The sequence below is a fragment of the Hyphomonas sp. genome, from assembly GCF_013823385.1.
In the GTDB taxonomy this organism is placed as follows: Bacteria; Pseudomonadota; Alphaproteobacteria; order Caulobacterales; family Hyphomonadaceae; genus Hyphomonas.
On sequence record NZ_PNMA01000025.1, the window covers coordinates 1 to 15240 of the forward strand.

18 protein-coding genes are annotated in these 15240 nt (G+C 67.3%); 15 read left to right on the forward strand and 3 right to left on the reverse strand.

The window, feature by feature from the left end; all coding sequences use genetic code 11:
• From C0456_RS13965 to C0456_RS13975, 3 genes are all read right to left on the reverse strand, one after another.
• A partial coding sequence (locus tag C0456_RS13965; protein WP_291053264.1) for an ankyrin repeat domain-containing protein occupies nt 1-2463 on the reverse strand: 2463 nt, incomplete at its 3' end.
• A gap of 118 nt (nt 2464-2581) precedes the next feature.
• Complete coding sequence (locus tag C0456_RS13970) at nt 2582-3199, reverse strand: hypothetical protein (RefSeq protein ID WP_291053268.1); 618 nt, start codon at nt 3197-3199, stop codon at nt 2582-2584.
• Nucleotides 3196-4080: a ParA family protein gene (locus C0456_RS13975; RefSeq protein ID WP_291053271.1), complete on the reverse strand. Its 885-nt coding sequence runs from the start codon at nt 4078-4080 to the stop codon at nt 3196-3198. The genes C0456_RS13970 and C0456_RS13975 overlap by 4 nt, the downstream gene beginning before the upstream one ends.
• A 290-nt stretch (nt 4081-4370) precedes the next feature.
• On the opposite strand from C0456_RS13975, the gene C0456_RS13980 reads away from it, so the two are divergent.
• The 15 genes from C0456_RS13980 (at nt 4371) to C0456_RS14050 (ending at nt 15227) form a co-directional block, all read left to right on the forward strand.
• Nucleotides 4371-5450 carry a phage portal protein gene (locus C0456_RS13980; protein WP_291053274.1) on the forward strand — a complete coding sequence of 360 codons (1080 nt, stop codon included), beginning with the start codon at nt 4371-4373 and terminating at the stop codon, nt 5448-5450.
• The gene (locus C0456_RS13985) at nt 5447-5680 is read left to right on the forward strand and encodes a hypothetical protein (protein WP_291053277.1); all 234 of its coding nucleotides are present in this window, start codon (nt 5447-5449) and stop codon (nt 5678-5680) included. The genes C0456_RS13980 and C0456_RS13985 overlap by 4 nt, the downstream gene beginning before the upstream one ends.
• Nucleotides 5670-6089 (forward strand): HK97 family phage prohead protease, encoded by a 420-nt coding sequence (locus C0456_RS13990; RefSeq protein ID WP_291053280.1) that lies wholly within the window; start codon nt 5670-5672, stop codon nt 6087-6089. The genes C0456_RS13985 and C0456_RS13990 overlap by 11 nt, the downstream gene beginning before the upstream one ends.
• Before the next feature lie 42 nt (nt 6090-6131).
• The gene (locus C0456_RS13995) at nt 6132-7298 is read left to right on the forward strand and encodes a phage major capsid protein (RefSeq protein ID WP_291053283.1); all 1167 of its coding nucleotides are present in this window, start codon (nt 6132-6134) and stop codon (nt 7296-7298) included.
• Nucleotides 7299-7422: 124 nt separating this feature from the next.
• Nucleotides 7423-7626, forward strand: a complete 204-nt coding sequence (locus tag C0456_RS14000) for a hypothetical protein (RefSeq protein ID WP_291053286.1) — start codon at nt 7423-7425, stop codon at nt 7624-7626.
• A 66-nt stretch (nt 7627-7692) separates the two neighbouring features.
• The gene (locus C0456_RS14005; protein WP_291053289.1) at nt 7693-8250 is read left to right on the forward strand and encodes a phage head-tail connector protein; all 558 of its coding nucleotides are present in this window, start codon (nt 7693-7695) and stop codon (nt 8248-8250) included.
• The gene (locus C0456_RS14010; RefSeq protein ID WP_291053292.1) at nt 8247-8660 is read left to right on the forward strand and encodes a DUF3168 domain-containing protein; all 414 of its coding nucleotides are present in this window, start codon (nt 8247-8249) and stop codon (nt 8658-8660) included. Before C0456_RS14005 ends, C0456_RS14010 begins: the two co-directional genes overlap by 4 nt.
• Complete coding sequence (locus C0456_RS14015) at nt 8660-9073, forward strand: phage major tail protein, TP901-1 family (RefSeq protein WP_291053295.1); 414 nt, start codon at nt 8660-8662, stop codon at nt 9071-9073. Before C0456_RS14010 ends, C0456_RS14015 begins: the two co-directional genes overlap by 1 nt.
• Nucleotides 9070-9363, forward strand: a complete 294-nt coding sequence (locus C0456_RS14020; protein WP_291053298.1) for a GTA-gp10 family protein — start codon at nt 9070-9072, stop codon at nt 9361-9363. Before C0456_RS14015 ends, C0456_RS14020 begins: the two co-directional genes overlap by 4 nt.
• Nucleotides 9363-9548, forward strand: a complete 186-nt coding sequence (locus C0456_RS14025) for a phage tail assembly chaperone (protein WP_291053439.1) — start codon at nt 9363-9365, stop codon at nt 9546-9548. Before C0456_RS14020 ends, C0456_RS14025 begins: the two co-directional genes overlap by 1 nt.
• The gene (locus C0456_RS14030) at nt 9535-9906 is read left to right on the forward strand and encodes a phage tail tape measure C-terminal domain-containing protein (RefSeq protein ID WP_291053301.1); all 372 of its coding nucleotides are present in this window, start codon (nt 9535-9537) and stop codon (nt 9904-9906) included. Before C0456_RS14025 ends, C0456_RS14030 begins: the two co-directional genes overlap by 14 nt.
• Nucleotides 9903-10520, forward strand: coding sequence for a DUF2460 domain-containing protein (locus C0456_RS14035; RefSeq protein WP_291053304.1), 618 nt, complete (start codon nt 9903-9905; stop codon nt 10518-10520). The genes C0456_RS14030 and C0456_RS14035 overlap by 4 nt, the downstream gene beginning before the upstream one ends.
• A gap of 4 nt (nt 10521-10524) precedes the next feature.
• Nucleotides 10525-11172, forward strand: a complete 648-nt coding sequence (locus tag C0456_RS14040; protein ID WP_291053307.1) for a DUF2163 domain-containing protein — start codon at nt 10525-10527, stop codon at nt 11170-11172.
• Nucleotides 11169-11600: an NlpC/P60 family protein gene (locus C0456_RS14045; RefSeq protein ID WP_291053310.1), complete on the forward strand. Its 432-nt coding sequence runs from the start codon at nt 11169-11171 to the stop codon at nt 11598-11600. Before C0456_RS14040 ends, C0456_RS14045 begins: the two co-directional genes overlap by 4 nt.
• Before the next feature lie 3 nt (nt 11601-11603).
• Nucleotides 11604-15227 carry a glycoside hydrolase/phage tail family protein gene (locus C0456_RS14050; RefSeq protein ID WP_291053313.1) on the forward strand — a complete coding sequence of 1208 codons (3624 nt, stop codon included), beginning with the start codon at nt 11604-11606 and terminating at the stop codon, nt 15225-15227.
• Nucleotides 15228-15240 lie beyond the last annotated feature (13 nt).

Here is a 15240-nt window from a genome sequence, read left to right on the forward strand (position 1 = left end):
GAAGGTACCGTTGCTTTGGTTTTCCCTGTTTGGGTCAGCGCCTTTGTCCAGGAGGGCCGCGACGATGTCCCCATGGCCGTTCTGAGCGGCAAACAGGAGGGGAAAGGCGCCATTGCCGTGGGTGGTTTCCGGATCGGCGCCGAGTTCCAGGAGCTTTTTTGCGAGGCCGGAGAGGCCGTAATAGGCAGCTGCGTTCAGGTCGATTTTACGGGCGGTTTCCGGCGGCATGTCTATCGGGATGGCGGATGCCAGGCGGCGGAAGGTTTTTGAGATGCCGAGGTCGGTGCGGTCTTCGGCGAGGCGGACGAGGAAGGCGAAGGCCGATTGGGCGTCCAGCCGCCAGGCATCCGTGCAGAGCTGTTCACACTCCCTTTCGCTGGGCTCCAGCCAGTCGATCATATACTCGCCCAGAAGATCGGGCACGCGGGCCAGAAGCGGCGCTTGCCGGCCGGCGCGTGAGGCGGCGGGGTCTACGACATAGCCGAGCGTGGTCCAGGCGCGCTTGCGGGTTTCAAGATCGTCGGGCTGGTAAAATGCTTCATCCAGATCTGCGTTCGGAATGTCGAGCTGGCCCAGCATTGTGGCGAGGATCGCTTGCCGGGCGGCCGGCCGGGTTGGAAAGCCATCGGGCGGGAAAATCTTCGACCAGGACCGCGCCTGTTCGTCTTCCAGCAGAAAGCTCAGGGCATTCCCGATCGTGGTGTCCCTGCCAGAGGCTCCGTCCAGAATGGCGTCTGCAATCAACATTGCCAGCAGGGGACGCCAGGCGCGCCGCCGCGTGGAATCCCACGCTGTTTTATTCAGCGCGGCGATGATCCTGTTCAGGTCTTCGGGGGCCGGTTCGGCCTTGCCCCGGTATTTCCGCCAGCTGATGATCACATGGCGCATGGCCTCTTCACTCAAGGGCGTCAGATGCAGCGGAAGGGGCGCATGCATTGCGCCGCTGATGCTGGTATTGTCGCCGGTTGCGCAGAAGGGTGCATACCACATGGCGGGGGGCGCTTCGTCTTCGGTTGCGTAGGGAGACCGCTCCACGATCAGCAGCCGGAACGGCTGGAGGATGCCGGTATTCCAGTCCGCATACGCCTCACTCCGGCGCTTGAGCAGGGTGACCAGTCCGGTGGCAACGGCCTTGGCTTTCTCCGGGGCGCCCACATAATCGACCACGCAGAGGGTCGGGCGATTGATGGGCAGGGTTGTCCAGGGGATGTCGTGGATACTGCCGGATTTGAGGAAGCCGGCATGCCAGCCATTGCGCGCGGCTTCCTGAATGAGTTCGAGGGCGATGCGGCTTTTGCCCTGGCCTCCATCGCCGGATACCTGCCACCAGAGGATGGGGGCATCGGCGCCGAGGAACGCTCTGAGCTGCTCCATCTCGCCGCCCCGCCCGACGAACTCGGTATTCTGCTTGGAATAGACGTAATCAATGAAACGATCCCCGGACTGACTGTGTTTGTCGGCGCCGAGGGGGTCGAGCTGGAGCCGGGAGGCTTCGAGCGCCTTGAGGATGCTGGTGAGGTGAGCGGAAAGGTCGTCGAACCTTTTGTGGAAATCATCCGACATCCCCTCGACCAGGCCCTGAAGCAGCCGGCTGTAGGTCAGGATTTCCCTGCCCTGCAACAATCCTTCGGATGTGAAGTTCAGGAGGATGCGCTGAAACTCATCCGTACGCTGCGTATCGCTCAGTCTTTGTTTCAGGCGGTAGCGATAGGTTGCGATCCATCCTGTGGCCGGGTCGTCAAAGCGGGCGAGGAAGTGGGCCAGGGCATTGCGGCTTTCCGTGGCCGGGCCTTCGGCGACGCGCTGGCGGAAGGGCACGGGTTTCCTGCCCGCGACGCGGGCGTCCAGTTCGAGGAGCAGCGTCTCTGCGGCGATGCTGGAGGTCAGCCGGAAGAGGTCTGACCGGATGGCCTCGGCATCGTGCGCGCCGGGCTGGTTCTGAATTTCGCGGGACAGGGCGGCGTCAAGCTGTTGCACCAGCAGCCGGTCACTCTCGCTGAACGCCGCGATCTCCGGCGATTTGGCCGAGATGCTGGTCAGAAGCCAGGTGACGCACTTTTCAAACCGGCTTGGCTCTCCCGGCCGTTCGGCGTCGCGGGCATCGACACGGCGCGCAATCTTCTGCCTGGAGAGCTCATCTGCGGTGTCCACGAGATTTGCCAAAGGCGGGGTCTTGGCCGAATAGGGTGTCGGATCGCGGTCAATCTCGGCCAGAATGTCGAGCAGTGCCTGCCATTTGACCTCGTGAACCAGCTGCAGAAGCAGGTGATTGCTTTCGAGCGGGGGGCGCAGCAGTTTGCTTGTGGCCTGGAGCGCCGGAGAGAGGGATTTCGCTGCGGCGAAAGTGGCGGCCGTTGCCCCGCAATCAATGCCCAGCGACACGGCGCATGCCAGGAACACCTGATCATGATCTTCGATCGCAGCCCTGACCATATTGCCCAGCTGCGCAGAGAGATTGCCCAATTCGATCGCTCCCCAGGATCAGCGCCCGCCTAATCAATCTCAGGCGCTGCCCCAAAAGCAATAGCTATCCAGAAAATTGTTGGGCGTGCTCTTTCAGGTCGCGCGCTGCAGGGCCTGATCAGGTGCGGAAGGATTTGCGGCCGAAATAGGCGCTGCCGGGGGGCGGCGGTGGGGGCGGGCTGGTGGAGTCCGTTCCGGTGGCTTCCGGCTGCGCGGTTTCGGTGTCGTCTGTCAGGCTGAGCGCCGGGGTGGCCCAAGGGTCTTTTTTCTCTTCGGGCTTTGCTGCTTCAGCCTCTTCAGCCGGGGCCTCTTCTGCGGGAGCCTCTGCCGTTTCTTCCGGGGCGGCTGTTTCGACGTCGAGGGTCTCTACGGGCTCAGGCTCGGGCTCAGCTTCGGGCTCGGGCGGTTTCACGGCGGCGAGAAGCTTGCGCACATGGGCGGCGGCGGCGCTGGCGGTGGAGACTTCAAAGTCCGGCACGCGCTTGTCGAGGCGGCGGGCGAGCTGGCGGGCCTGGTGGTGGGTGAGGGATTTGAGCTGGACGTTGAACGCCTCTTCGCCGATGGCGGCGCGCACAAGGGCGAGGGTTTCCGGCGTCTGCCCGGCCGAGAGCAGCAGCTTCTTGGCGATCATGCCGGCGGCGGCGGCCCAGTCCTTGTCGGAGACGCCGAGCGTTTCCTGAAGGCCGAGAAGGGCGTTGACCGCCTGGATGCCGGACACCTCGCCTTCGGCGGTCATGCAACCTTCTCCCGGACTTCCGAGAGCAGCTGCTCGATGATCTGCAGCGCTTCGCCCGACCATTTGGCCTGCAGCGTCGGCTCCGGCCCCAGCTCGATGGGGTTGGAGGCAAAGCCCGGCTTCATCGGGATCACGGTCTTGAACATCGCGAATTCGGTTTCCGCTGCATTGGACGCTTCCCGCATCGCGCCGAGGACGACCTGCTGATGGGAGGAGCCATCATAGCGGGTGGCCAGGACAACCGGGAGGGTTTCAATATCCCGGTTACGCAGATTCTTCATGATGTCGCCAGTGAAGAGGTCGAGCCCCAGCGTGGACATGAAGTCCGGGATCGTGGGCACGATGATCAGATGGCTGGCGGCGAGGACCGATTCGGTCATCACCGAGATGCCGGGCGGGCAATCGAAGAGGATGACGTCATACTGCGCCTTCAGGAGGTTGAGATCATCGCGCAGGCGCTTGCCGACCTGATTCTGCAGGGCCTCCATGGCATAGCCCTTGGCGGTCAGCTCGTAGATCAGCTCGCGCTCGGTTTTCCGCAGGCGCGGCGATGACGGGATGAGATCCAGCGGCAGGGGATTGCCCTTGAAGCTGACATCGCTGGCATCGGTGATGATGAATTCCCCCAGACGGCGCTGCTCATTCGCGAAGAAGTTTTCCAGCAGCCAGTCGGAGATGGTCATGTAATCATTGATGGCTTCGAACAGGTGTTCGTCGCCATTGTTGCCGAAGATCAGCAGCGAGGCGTTGGCCTGGGTGTCGAGGTCAATCACCAGCGTGCGCATGCCAGAGGCCGCGAAGGCCTCTGCGAGGCTGACGCAGGTGGTTGTTTTGCCGACACCGCCTTTGGAATTGGCGATCGATATGACGCGGGCAGACATTTTGCGATTCTGTTCCTGTCTTTGGCGGAGCCCCGGCTCTTGCCAGATTTGGGGGGACAAGACCACCCGTTATCCCCGTAATTGAGCCAGCCTGCCGCATAAAAAAACATCAATGATTCAGAAGGGCAGCTCCCGGAATGGCGAAATTCTGTGCCTGCCAATCCGGCGGGGGTGGGGGGAGTCCAGAATTGGCACTGTCGGAATGAGGCCGGCAGCGACCAAGGAGCGGGACATTGAACTGGAATTGGCCATTCGCAAAATCAAGCCAGGAGCTGAAATCGGCCGGCCCTATGGCGTGGCCGCTGGTGGCGCTGAGCGAGCCGCGCGCCGCCAGCTGGGGCAGCCGCGAGGCCGGGGCGCTGACACGCGACGGGTATATGAAGAACGCCGTGGCCTATCGCTGTGTGCGTATGGTGGCCGAAGCGGCCGCCTCCATTCCGCTGAAATCTGCGCATGAGGGCGTGGCGCGCCTGATGCGCCAGCCGATGCCCGAAGCGGCGACGGCAGGTTTCCTGGAGGCGGTGTATACGGAGCTTCTGCTGACGGGGAATGCTTTTGTGGAGGCTGTGCGCCTGCCCGGCGAGCGCGCTGTGGCGGCGCTCTATCCCATTCGCACGGGCCGCGTGCGCCCTGTGAAGGATGGCCGAGGCTGGGTGGCGGCCTGGGCGGTGAAAGGCCAGGGCAGCGAGCGGCGCGTGGGGCGCGAGGCGGGCGGATGGTGCCCGCTGATGCAGGTGAAGCTCTATAACCCGGCCGATGAGGCGATGGGCCTGCCGCCGCTGGCGGCCGCGCGCCGGGCGCTGGACCTGCACAATGCGGGGGCCGACTGGGCCAAATCTCTGATCGACAATGCGGCCAAGCCTTCGGGCGCGCTGGTTTATGGCGGGGGCGGGCGGATACCGGCCGACCAGTTTGACCGGCTGAAGGAAGAACTCGCGCAGAGCTTTTCCGGGGCGGGCAATGCCGGGCGGCCGATGCTGCTGGAAGGCGGCCTGCAATGGCAGGCGCTGTCGCTCTCGCCCGCCGAAATGGATTTTCAGGAGACGCGGGCAGCGGCGGCAAGAGAGATCGCGCTGGCGCTCGGCGTGCCGCCGATGCTGCTGGGGATGCCGGGAGACAATACGTATGCGAATTATCGTGAGGCGAATGCGGCTTTCTGGCGGATGACCGTTCTGCCTCTGGCGCAGCGCTTTGCCGGGGCGCTTTCCGGCTGGCTGGACGAGCCGTTTGGCGAGGACATCGACGTGCGCCTTGATCTTGACGCTGTGCCGGCGCTGTCGGCCGAGCGGGAGGCGCTGTGGGCGCGGATCGCGGCGGCGGATTTTCTGAGCCTTGAGGAGAAGCGGGCGCTGGCGGGGGTGAGCGCATGAGGATCGAGGGCAAGGTGACGATTGCGCTGGTGCTCGCCATTCTGCTGCAGGGGGCGGGCGTGATGTTCTGGGCGGGCGCGGCAGCCGAGCGGATTTCGGCGCTGGAAACGGCGGCGGCCACATCGCGGCCCGTGGCCGAACGCCTGGCGCGGCTGGAGGCGGAAGTGACTGCCGTGCGCGCGCAGCTCGACCGGATTGAACGGACGCTGGAGGCAAAGGATGCGCGCTGAGCCGCTCTTGATTGAAGGCTATGCGAGCCTGTTTGGCGTGGCCGATTCCGGCGGCGATGTTGTGCGGGCGGGCGCGTTTGCGCGCAGCCTGCGCCGGGCGGGACATGGTGTGGAGATGCTGATCCAGCACCGGGACGGCGCGCGCGCCGGGCGCTGGACGCGCGTGATCGAGGATGGGCGCGGATTGTATGTGCGCGGACTGGTGGAGGCGCCCGGGGCGCTGGCGCTGGTGGGGCGCGGCCTCAGCGGGCTTTCCATCGGGTTCCGGCCGTCGCTGTGGCGCCCGCGCCTGAGCGGTGGACGTGAGCTGATCGAGGTGGACCTTGTGGAAGTGTCCCTCGTGCAGGCGCCGATGCTGAGCGGCGCAAGATTTTCCGTTCCCGGATGGGGCGTGAGGCAGGCGGCGTGAAACGCCGGATGTAAGTGGAATATGGTCAACAAAGGAGACACCATGACCAGGGAAACCAAAATGGCAAAGGCCGACACAGCGGAGATGATGGCTGTGTTCGAGGCTTACCGGCAGGCGAATGATGCCCGCCTTGCCGAGATCGAGAAGAAGGGAGAGGCTGATCCGCTTTCGGATGAAAAGCTCGCCCGGATTGACCGGCGGCTGGAGGCGCTCAGCGTCAAGATGGCGCGGCCGGAGGCGGGCGGCGGGGCCGACCCGGCCGAGGATGAGCAGCGCGAGGGCTGGACGCGCTATCTGCGCACCGGGGACGACAGCGCCATTGTGGGCCGCGAGCTGAAATCGCTGAATACCGGGACGGGCAGCGAGGGCGGGCATGTGGCGCCCGCTGAACTCGACCGGCTGATCGAGGCGCGCCTGATGGTGGCGAGCCCGATGCGCCAGATTGCAACGGTGCGGCAGACATCTGCCGGTGTGTACAAGAAGCCGGTGGGCCTCGGCGCAGCGGCGCAATGGGTGGGCGAGGAAGCGGCGCGGCCGGCGACGGCGGTGACGGGGCTGGACCTGCTGGAATTTCCCGCCGGGGAGCTTTACGCCATGCCGGCGGCGACGCAGGCCCTCCTGGAAGATGCGTATGCCGACATTGATGCGTGGCTCGCCGATGAGGTGGAGATTGCGTTTGCCGCCCAGGAGTCTGCGGCCTTCGTCAGCGGCAATGGCACGGCCAAGCCCAAGGGGTTTCTTGCCTATGACATCGTGGCCGAAAGCGCGCATGTGTGGGGGAAGATCGGCTCTGTGGCTGGGGATTTTGCCGAGGCCGGCGCGGCCGATCAGCTGATTGACCTCATCTATGCGCCCAGGAGCCAGTTCCGGGCGAATGGCCGCTTTGTGATGAACCGGCGCACGGTATCGGCCGTCCGCAAGCTGAAGGATGGCGATGGGCGTTACCTCTGGCAGCCGGGCAGCGGCGGCGAGGCGGCGACCGTGATGGGCTATCCCGTCACCGAGATGGAAGACATGCCCGACATTGGCGAGGGCAATGCCGCCATCGCCTTTGGCGACTTCAAGCGGTTTTACCTGATTGCCGACCGGCAGGGCGCGCGGGTCTTGCGTGATCCGTACTCGGCCAAACCCTACGTGCTGTTCTACACGACGAAACGCGTGGGCGGCGGCGTGCAGAACTTCGACGCTGTGAAGGTGATGGTGTTCTGAAGATTGCTCACGCGGAGTTTTTTGAATTGCTCGTATGCTGTTCCGGGCTCCGCCCGGGCATCCTGCGCCTGCGCTTTGCTTGTGTGGGTGACCTACTGAGATGTTTGTTCAAGGAGAAATGGAAATGCTGGAATCTGTGATTGTGGGGATCATTCGTCAGGCGGCGCTGCTGACCAAGCCGCAGCAGGAGGAGTTTACCACCAAGGCGGCCGAGGCCGTGGCGGCGCTCGTCAAAGGCACCGCCAGCGGCATCGATAATGAGCTGCTGAAACAGGTGGGCCTGCCGATGGGCGGGCAGGTGATCACCAAACTTCAGGCGCTGATCTAAGCGTCTCTCCGGGCCGCCTGCGCGGTGTGGGCGGCCCGCTTTTATCTTGATCCAAGGAATAATCAGATGTCGGACCTGACGGTGATAACGCCGCCAGCAGGAGAGCCTGTGTCTCTCGATGCGGCGAAGGAATTCCTGCGGCTGGCAACGGACGCAGAGGACGGGCTGGTGGCGCGTCTCATCGCGTCGGCGCGGGCGCAGATCGAGGCTGCGAGCGGACTGGCGCTGGTGTCGCGGACCTGCAGACGGACCTGGCGGCGCTGGCCGTGGGCGATTGTGCATGGCGGTACGCGGCTGCGGCCGGGACCGGCGGGGGCGCTGGTCTCCGTGGCCCGCTTTGATGCTGTGGGCACGGAGGAGCCGCTGACCGGGCGGTTTGAGATCTGCGGCGGGAAGCTGCGGCTGAAGGCCGGGGAGGCTGTGCCGGGGATAGCGCCGGGCGGGCGCGTGGAGGTGACGTTCGAGGCGGGCTTTGGCGCGGCCGGCGATGTGCCTGAAGATCTTCAGCATGCGGTGAAACTTTATGTGCAGGCGGCTTATTTGCGCGGGTCTGAGCGGCCGCTTTCGGGCGTGCCGGAGGATGTGCAGGCGATCCTGGATGCGCGGCGGGAGTGGGCGATATGAGCGGGGAGGTGGCGGTGCAGGCGGCGCTGATGGCGGCGCTGCGCGAGGATACGGGCGTGCAGGCGATCTTTGGGGCCAATGCCCGCATTTATGATGACGAGACCGAGGCGCCGGCCTTCCCCTATGCGCGGCTGGAGCGGCATGAATGCCGGCCGGCGGGCGCAAGCGGGGGCGAGGCGAGCGAGCATGGCATCACGTTGGCGGTGCTTTCCCGGTACGGCGGATTACGCGAGGCGAAGGCGGCGCTGGCGGCGCTGCGCGCGGCGTTTGACGGCGCGGACTGGAGCGGGGCGGGGCGGCAGATCGTGCTGGCCTACACCACCTATTCCGACGTGATGCGCCAGTTCGACCGGCGGGCGTTTCGCGGGGTTATCCGTTTCCGGATCATTTCAGAAGAGGAGGCCGCGTGATGGCGGGGCAAAGGGGCAGGGACATCCTGCTGAAGATCAGCGATGGCGCTGGGGCGTTTGTGACCGTGGCCGGTGTACGGGCGAGCCGGATTGAGCTCAGTGCCGGGATGGTGGACGCGACGGGGATGGATTCGCCGGACGCATGGCGCGAGCTGATTGCCGGGGCGGGGACGAAGACGGCGCGCGTGACCGGGCGGGGCGTGTTTCGCGACGCGGCTTCCGACGCGCGGATGCGGGCGGTGTTCTTTGGCGGGGAGGCGCCGGGCTGGCAGCTGGTGTTGCCGCATTTTGGCGTGCTGGAAGGCGCGTTCCAGATCACGCACCTTTCCTGGAGCGGGACGCATGAGGGGGAGGCGGAGTTTTCCGTGACGCTGGAGAGCGCGGGGGCGCTAGGATTTGAGGTGATCGCATGATCGCGGCGCGGGGGGAGACAGTATTGACCGTGGACGGACGGGCGCGGCGGGTGTGCCTGACGCTGGGGGCGCTGGCGGAGATTGAGGGCGCACTCGGATGCCGGACGATGGCGGAGCTGGAATTGCGGATGCGGGCACTGTCGGCAGCGGATTTGATGATCGTGATTGCGGCGCTGCTGCGCGGGGGCGGGGAAGCAGATGCGGCAGCGCGCATTGGCGAGCTGGATGTGGCGCCCGGCGCGGCGGCGCGGGCGGTGGCCGAGGCGTTCCGGCTGGGGCTGGCGGGGTGATGCTGCCCTGGGGCGAGATGTTGCGGGCGGCGCTCGCGCTGGGGATCGGGCCGGAGGCGTTCTGGCGGCTCAGCCTGCGCGAATGGCGGTGGCTGGCGCGGGGCGGAGAGGCGCCCTCACGCGGAGAGCTTATGGCGATGATGGCGGATCATCCGGATACGGGAGACAGAAATGAACGAGTTTGAACGGGAACTGGGCGCGGCGGGGGATGCCTTGCGGGCCCTGAGCGACGGACCGGGGCGGGAAGCCGCCGAGGCGTTGGGCGCGGCGTTTGATGGGGCGGGGCAGCGGATTGAGGCGGCGCTTTCTCAGGCGGCGCGGACGGGGGAGATGGACTTCCGCCGCATGGCCGATGGCATCCTTCGGGAGCTGGCGCGGGTGGCAGCTGAAGCGGTGATCCTGCGCGGGCAGGGTGGCGGCGGGGGCGTCAATGCGACGTTCAATTTTGCGCCGGGGGCGGATGAACGCGGCGCGGCGGGGAGCGCGGCGGGGGTGTCTGCGCTGCTGGCGCGGATGGTTCAGGCGGGAGGGCGGTTTTCATGAGTCTGGCGCTTTTTCATGAAGTGAGCCTGCCGATCCCCCTGGCGCTGGCCGCATCGGGCGGACCGGAGCGGCGGGTGGAGACGGTGATGCTGGCCAGTGGACAGGAAGCGCGCAATGCCGCCTGGGCAGGATCGCGGCGGCGGTGGGATATTGGCAGCGCGGCGGCGCGCGTGGAGACGCTGCAGGTGCTGATTGCCTTCTTCGAGGCGCGGGGCGGGCGGCTGCACGGGTTTCGCTTTCGGGACATGCTGGATGACCGGTCCGGCCTTCCGGGGGCGGAGGTTTCGCCGCTGGATCAGGCGATTGGCGAGGGGGATGGGGCGCAGGCGGCGTTTGCGCTGGTGAAGCATTATGGCGGCTGGGCGCGGCGGATATGGAAGCCAGTGAGCGGGAGCGTGCGTGTGGCGGTGGACGGGGTGGAGGGCGCGTTCAGCGTGGATACGGTGACGGGGATCGTGACGCTGGCTGAGGCGCCTGCGGCGGGGGCGGCTGTGACGGCGGGGTTCCGGTTTGATTGCCCGGTGCGGTTTGACGCCGAGCGGCTGGATGTGACGATGGAAGGGTTTGGCGCGGGGCGGGTGATCCGTGTACCGCTGGTTGAGATTATCGGGTGAGGCGATGCGGGAGATAAGCGAAGGTTTTGCGGCGCGGCTGGAAGGCGGCGTGACGACGACGTGTCTCTGCTGGGAGATTGCGCGGAGCGATGGGTTTGTCTTGCGGCTGACCGAGCATGATGGGCCGCTGGTGGTGACGGGCGACACCTATCTGCCGGGCGCGGGGCTGGAGGGGGCGGAGTTTGTGCAGACGGCGAGCCTGGCGCCGGGGCGGGCGGCGGCGCGCGGAGCGCTGAGCCATGATGCGATCACGGAGGAAGACCTGGAGACAGGGCTTTGGGATGGCGCGCGGGTGAATGTGTGGCGGGTGGACTGGCAGGCGCCGGAGCACCGCGCGCATGTATGGGCCGGGCGGATTTCTGAGGTGGCGCGGGGCGCACTGGGCTTTGAGGCGGCGCTCGTCTCACTGAAGGCGGATCTGGAGCGGCCGGTGGGGCGGCTTTATGCGCGCCGGTGTGACGCTGTGCTGGGGGATGCGCGCTGCGGGGTGGATGTGAGCGCGTTTCCGGGCGTGAGTTGCGATCACCGGTTTGAAACGTGCCGGGGCGTGTTTGGCAATGGCGAGAACTTCCGGGGATTTCCGCACCTTCCGGGGGCGGATTTTGTGCTGGCGGGACCCGCAGCGGCGGGGAATGATGGGGGCAGGCGATGAGGCGGGCAGAGATTGTGGCGGCGGCAAGGGGATGGATCGGCACGCCCTACCGGCATCAGGCGAGCCTGAAGGGGGCGGGGTGTGACTGCCTTGGCCTCGTGCGCGGCGTTTGGCGTGAGGTGATCGGGCCGGAGCCTGAGGCGGCCCCGCCCTATACGCCGAACTGGGCCGAGGCGTTGGGGCACGAGACGCTGCTGGAGGCGGCGCGGCGGCAGATGGCCGAGATTGCGCCGGGGGCGGCGCGGGTCGGGGATGTTCTGATCTTCCGTATGGGGATGGGCGTGCCGGCCAAGCATTGCGCGATTGTGAGCGGCGAGGGGCGCATGCTGCATGCCTATTGGGGGCGGGCGGTGGTGGAAACGCGGCTGACGGACTGGTGGGCGCGGCGGGTGGCGGGGGCGTTTGCGTTTCCGGGTGTGGAGGACTAAAGCATGGCACAGATTGCATTTGCGGAGATTGGCGCGGCGGTGGGCACGCGGCTGCTGCCGGCGGGGCTGAACGTGGCGGGGCGGGCGATTTCGGGCGCAGCGATTGGCCGGGCGGCGGGGGCGATGGCGGGGCGCGCGCTGAGCCATTATCTGGCAGGGCCAGCCGAGGGGCCGCGCCTCAAGGCGCTGCATGTGATGGAGGCGAGCGAGGGGGCGGGGGTTCCTTCCGTCTACGGCCGGATGCGGGTTTCCGGACAGCTGATCTGGGCGGCGCGGTTCCGCGAGCGGCGCACGACGCGGAGCGCGGGCGGCAAGGGCGGGCCGAAGGTCAATGAGTACAGCTATTCGGTGAGCTTTGCCGTGGCGATGGGCGAGGGGCCCGGTGTGCGCGTGGTGCGGGCCTGGGCGAATGGGGAGGCGTTTGATCTCTCCGGCACGGTGCATCGCCTTTATGATGGCGGCGAGGGGCAGGTGCCCGATCCGCTGATTGAGATGATTGAAGGCACGGCGCCGGCCTATCGCGGGACGGCGTATATCGTGTTTGAGGATCTGCCGCTGGACGCGTTTGGCAACCGGCTGCCGCAGCTATCGTTCGAGATTGTGCGTGTACCGCCCGGTGACGCCGAGCCGAGACTGCGCGACAGCGTGACGGGGGTGAATATCATTCCGGCCTCGGGCGAGTTTGTGTATGCGACCGAGATTGTGCGCGAGCAGTTTGCGCCGGGGCGAGAGCGGGCGATCAATGCCAATTCGGGGGAGGCGCGGGCGGATTTCCTCGTCTCGCTGGACCAGATGCGCGAGGGGCTGGCGCGCGTCAGCCATGTGGCGCTGACGGTGGGGTGGTTCGGGTCGAGCCTGGCGGCGGGAGAGTGCGTGATCCGGCCGGGGGTGGAGATGCGGGACCGGGCGACCGTGCCGCAGGCCTGGAGCGTGGCGGGCGAGGGGCGCGCGAGCGCGTATCTGATTTCGCGGGACGAGGCGGGGAATGCCAATTATGGCGGCACGCCGTCTGATGCGTCCATTGTGCAGGCAATCCGTGAGCTGAAGGCGCGCGGATATGCCGTGACGCTGACGCCGTTTCTGATGATGGATGCGCCGGGCTTTCCCTGGCGGGGGCGGATTGGGGTGTCTGCGGACGGGACGGCGGGCGCGCGGGCGGAGATTGAGGCATTTGTGGAAGGCGCGCAGGGGTATCGCCGGTTTATCCTGCATCATGCGGCGCTGGCCGCCGAGGCGGGCGGCGTTGAGGCGTTTCTGGTGGGCAGTGAGATGCGCGGGTTGACGCGCGTGCGGGATGAAACTGGGGCGTTTCCCTTTGTGGAGGCGCTGTGCGCGCTGGCCGCCGAAGTGAAGACGATGCTGCCGTCTGCGAAGGTTTCGTATGCGGCGGACTGGACGGAGTATGGCGCCTATGTGCCCGGCGATGGGAGCGGGGACGTTCTGTTTCCGCTGGACACGCTGTGGGCGCATGCGGCGGTGGATTTCGTGGGGATCGACTGGTATCCGCCGCTGGGGGACTGGCGCGCGGGGGTTGGGCATCTCGATGCGCTGGCGGGCTTTGGCGCGGCCGATGACCCAGAGTATCTTCGGAGCCAGATTGAGGGCGGGGAAGGGTTTGACTGGTATTATGCCGATGACGCTGCGCGCAGCGGCCAGGTGCGTACACAGATCATTGACACCGCGCATGGGGAGAGCTGGATCTTTCGCGTGAAGGATCTGAGCGGGTGGCATGGCAACTCCCATTATCCGAGGCCGGAGGGTGCGCGCGCGGGCGCGCCGACGGGGTGGACGCCGGGGATGAAGCCGGTGCGGCTTTCCGAGATTGGCTTTGCGGCGGTGGACAAGGGCGGCAATGCGCCCAATGTTTTCTTTGATCCCAAGAGCAGCGAGAGTGCGTTGCCGCCCTTCTCCACGGGCGAGCGGGATGATGTGTTCCAGAAGCGGGCGCTGGGCGTGGCGCTGGCGCATTTTGAGGCGGGCCCTCTGGTGGAGGCGGCGCATGTGTGGGCCTGGGACGCGCGGCCGTATCCGGCCTGGCCGATGCGCGGGGACATCTGGGGCGATGGCGACAATTGGAACCGGGGGCACTGGCTGAACGGGCGCGAGGGGCTGACATCGCTGGCAGCGGTGGTGGGCGACATCTGCGCGCGGGGCGGCGTGTTGGCGGATGTGCGCGGGCTGGACGGGGTGATTGAGGGCTATGGTCTCGACGGGGTGCATTCTGTGCGCGCGGCGCTGGAGCCGCTGAAGGCCGCGTTCGGGTTTGAGGGGGTGGAGCGGCCGGAGGGCCTTGTGTTTCATATGGGCGACGCGGTGGTGGTTCAGCTGTCCGGCGAAGCCCTGGCGGAGCCGGGATTGCTGGCAACGCGGCAGTTGATGGACAAGGCGCCCGAGCGGTTGCGCCTTGCCTATATTGATCCGGACCGGGACTATCAGCCGGGCATTGCCGAGGCGCGGCGGGGGAGCGGGGATGCGCGGCTGGTGAGCGATGTGGCGTTGCCGCTGGTGCTTTCTGCGGGGCGGGCGGAAGCGGTGGCGGGCGCGCTGCTGGCGGAGGCGGCGCGGGAGGGGACGGCGGAGATTACGCTGGCGCTGTCGGGGCTGGCGTTTGAGCCGGGCGACCGGGTGCGCGTGGATGGCGGGCCGGTGTGGCGTGTGGTGGAGGCGCGGGAGGAGGGCGCGCGGCGGGCGCTGGCGCTGGTGAGGGAAACGGCGCGCGTGGTGCCAGCGCGCGATAGCGGGACAGTGGCGGCGCCCGAGCCTGCGCCGGTGTTTGCCGGGATTGATCTGGTGGTGATGGACGCGCCGTCTTTGCCGGGGGAAGCCGGGACGGGGCCGCTGGTGGCCGCCTATGCGAGCCCGTGGCCGGGGGAGGTGGCGGTGCTGGCCGGGCCGGCGGCGGATGACCTCAGTGAGCGGGCGCGGCTGGTGCGGCCGGCGGTGATCGGGCGGCTTGTGGCGGGCGTGGCATCTGGGCCGGTGGGACGGTGGGACCGGGCGAGTGTGATTGAGGTGGAGGCGCCGGGGGGTGAGTTTGCCTCGGCGAGCGCGGCGGTGGTGCTGGCCGGGGGGAATGCGGCGCTGCTGGAGACGGGGGCGGGCTGGGAGCTGGTGCAGTTTCAGAGCGCCGAGCTGGTGGGGGCAGAGCGCTGGCGGCTCTCGGGATTGCTGCGCGGGCAGGGCGGGCGCCCGAGCGGGGCAGCGGAGACCGGCGCGCGGCTGGTGCTGCTGGATGAGGCCGTGGTGCGGGCGAGCGTCTCCGGGCTGGAGGCGGGGCTGGCGCTGCTGTGGCGGGCAGCGGGCTTGGGTGAGGCGGCAGAGGCCGTGTTCGAGGACCGGGCGGGCCTGCCCTGGCGGCCGGTGAGGCTGGCGGCGCCGGCGGGGACCGTGCGCTGGGCGCGGCGTGGGCGGGATGTGCCGGACAATTGGGACCTGCCGGACCCGGCGCGGGCGGTGACGTTTGCTGTGGAAGCCGATTTCGGGGCGGGGTTTGGCGGGCGTGCGGAAACCGCGCTGGCCGAAGCGGCGTGGCCTGCGGGGGCGCTGGCGGTGCGCATCGCCGAGATCGGGACAGACGGACGCATCGGGGAATGGCTTTCAATCCCGGCCGGATCATCTTACCTGTAAGCGCTGGAACAGT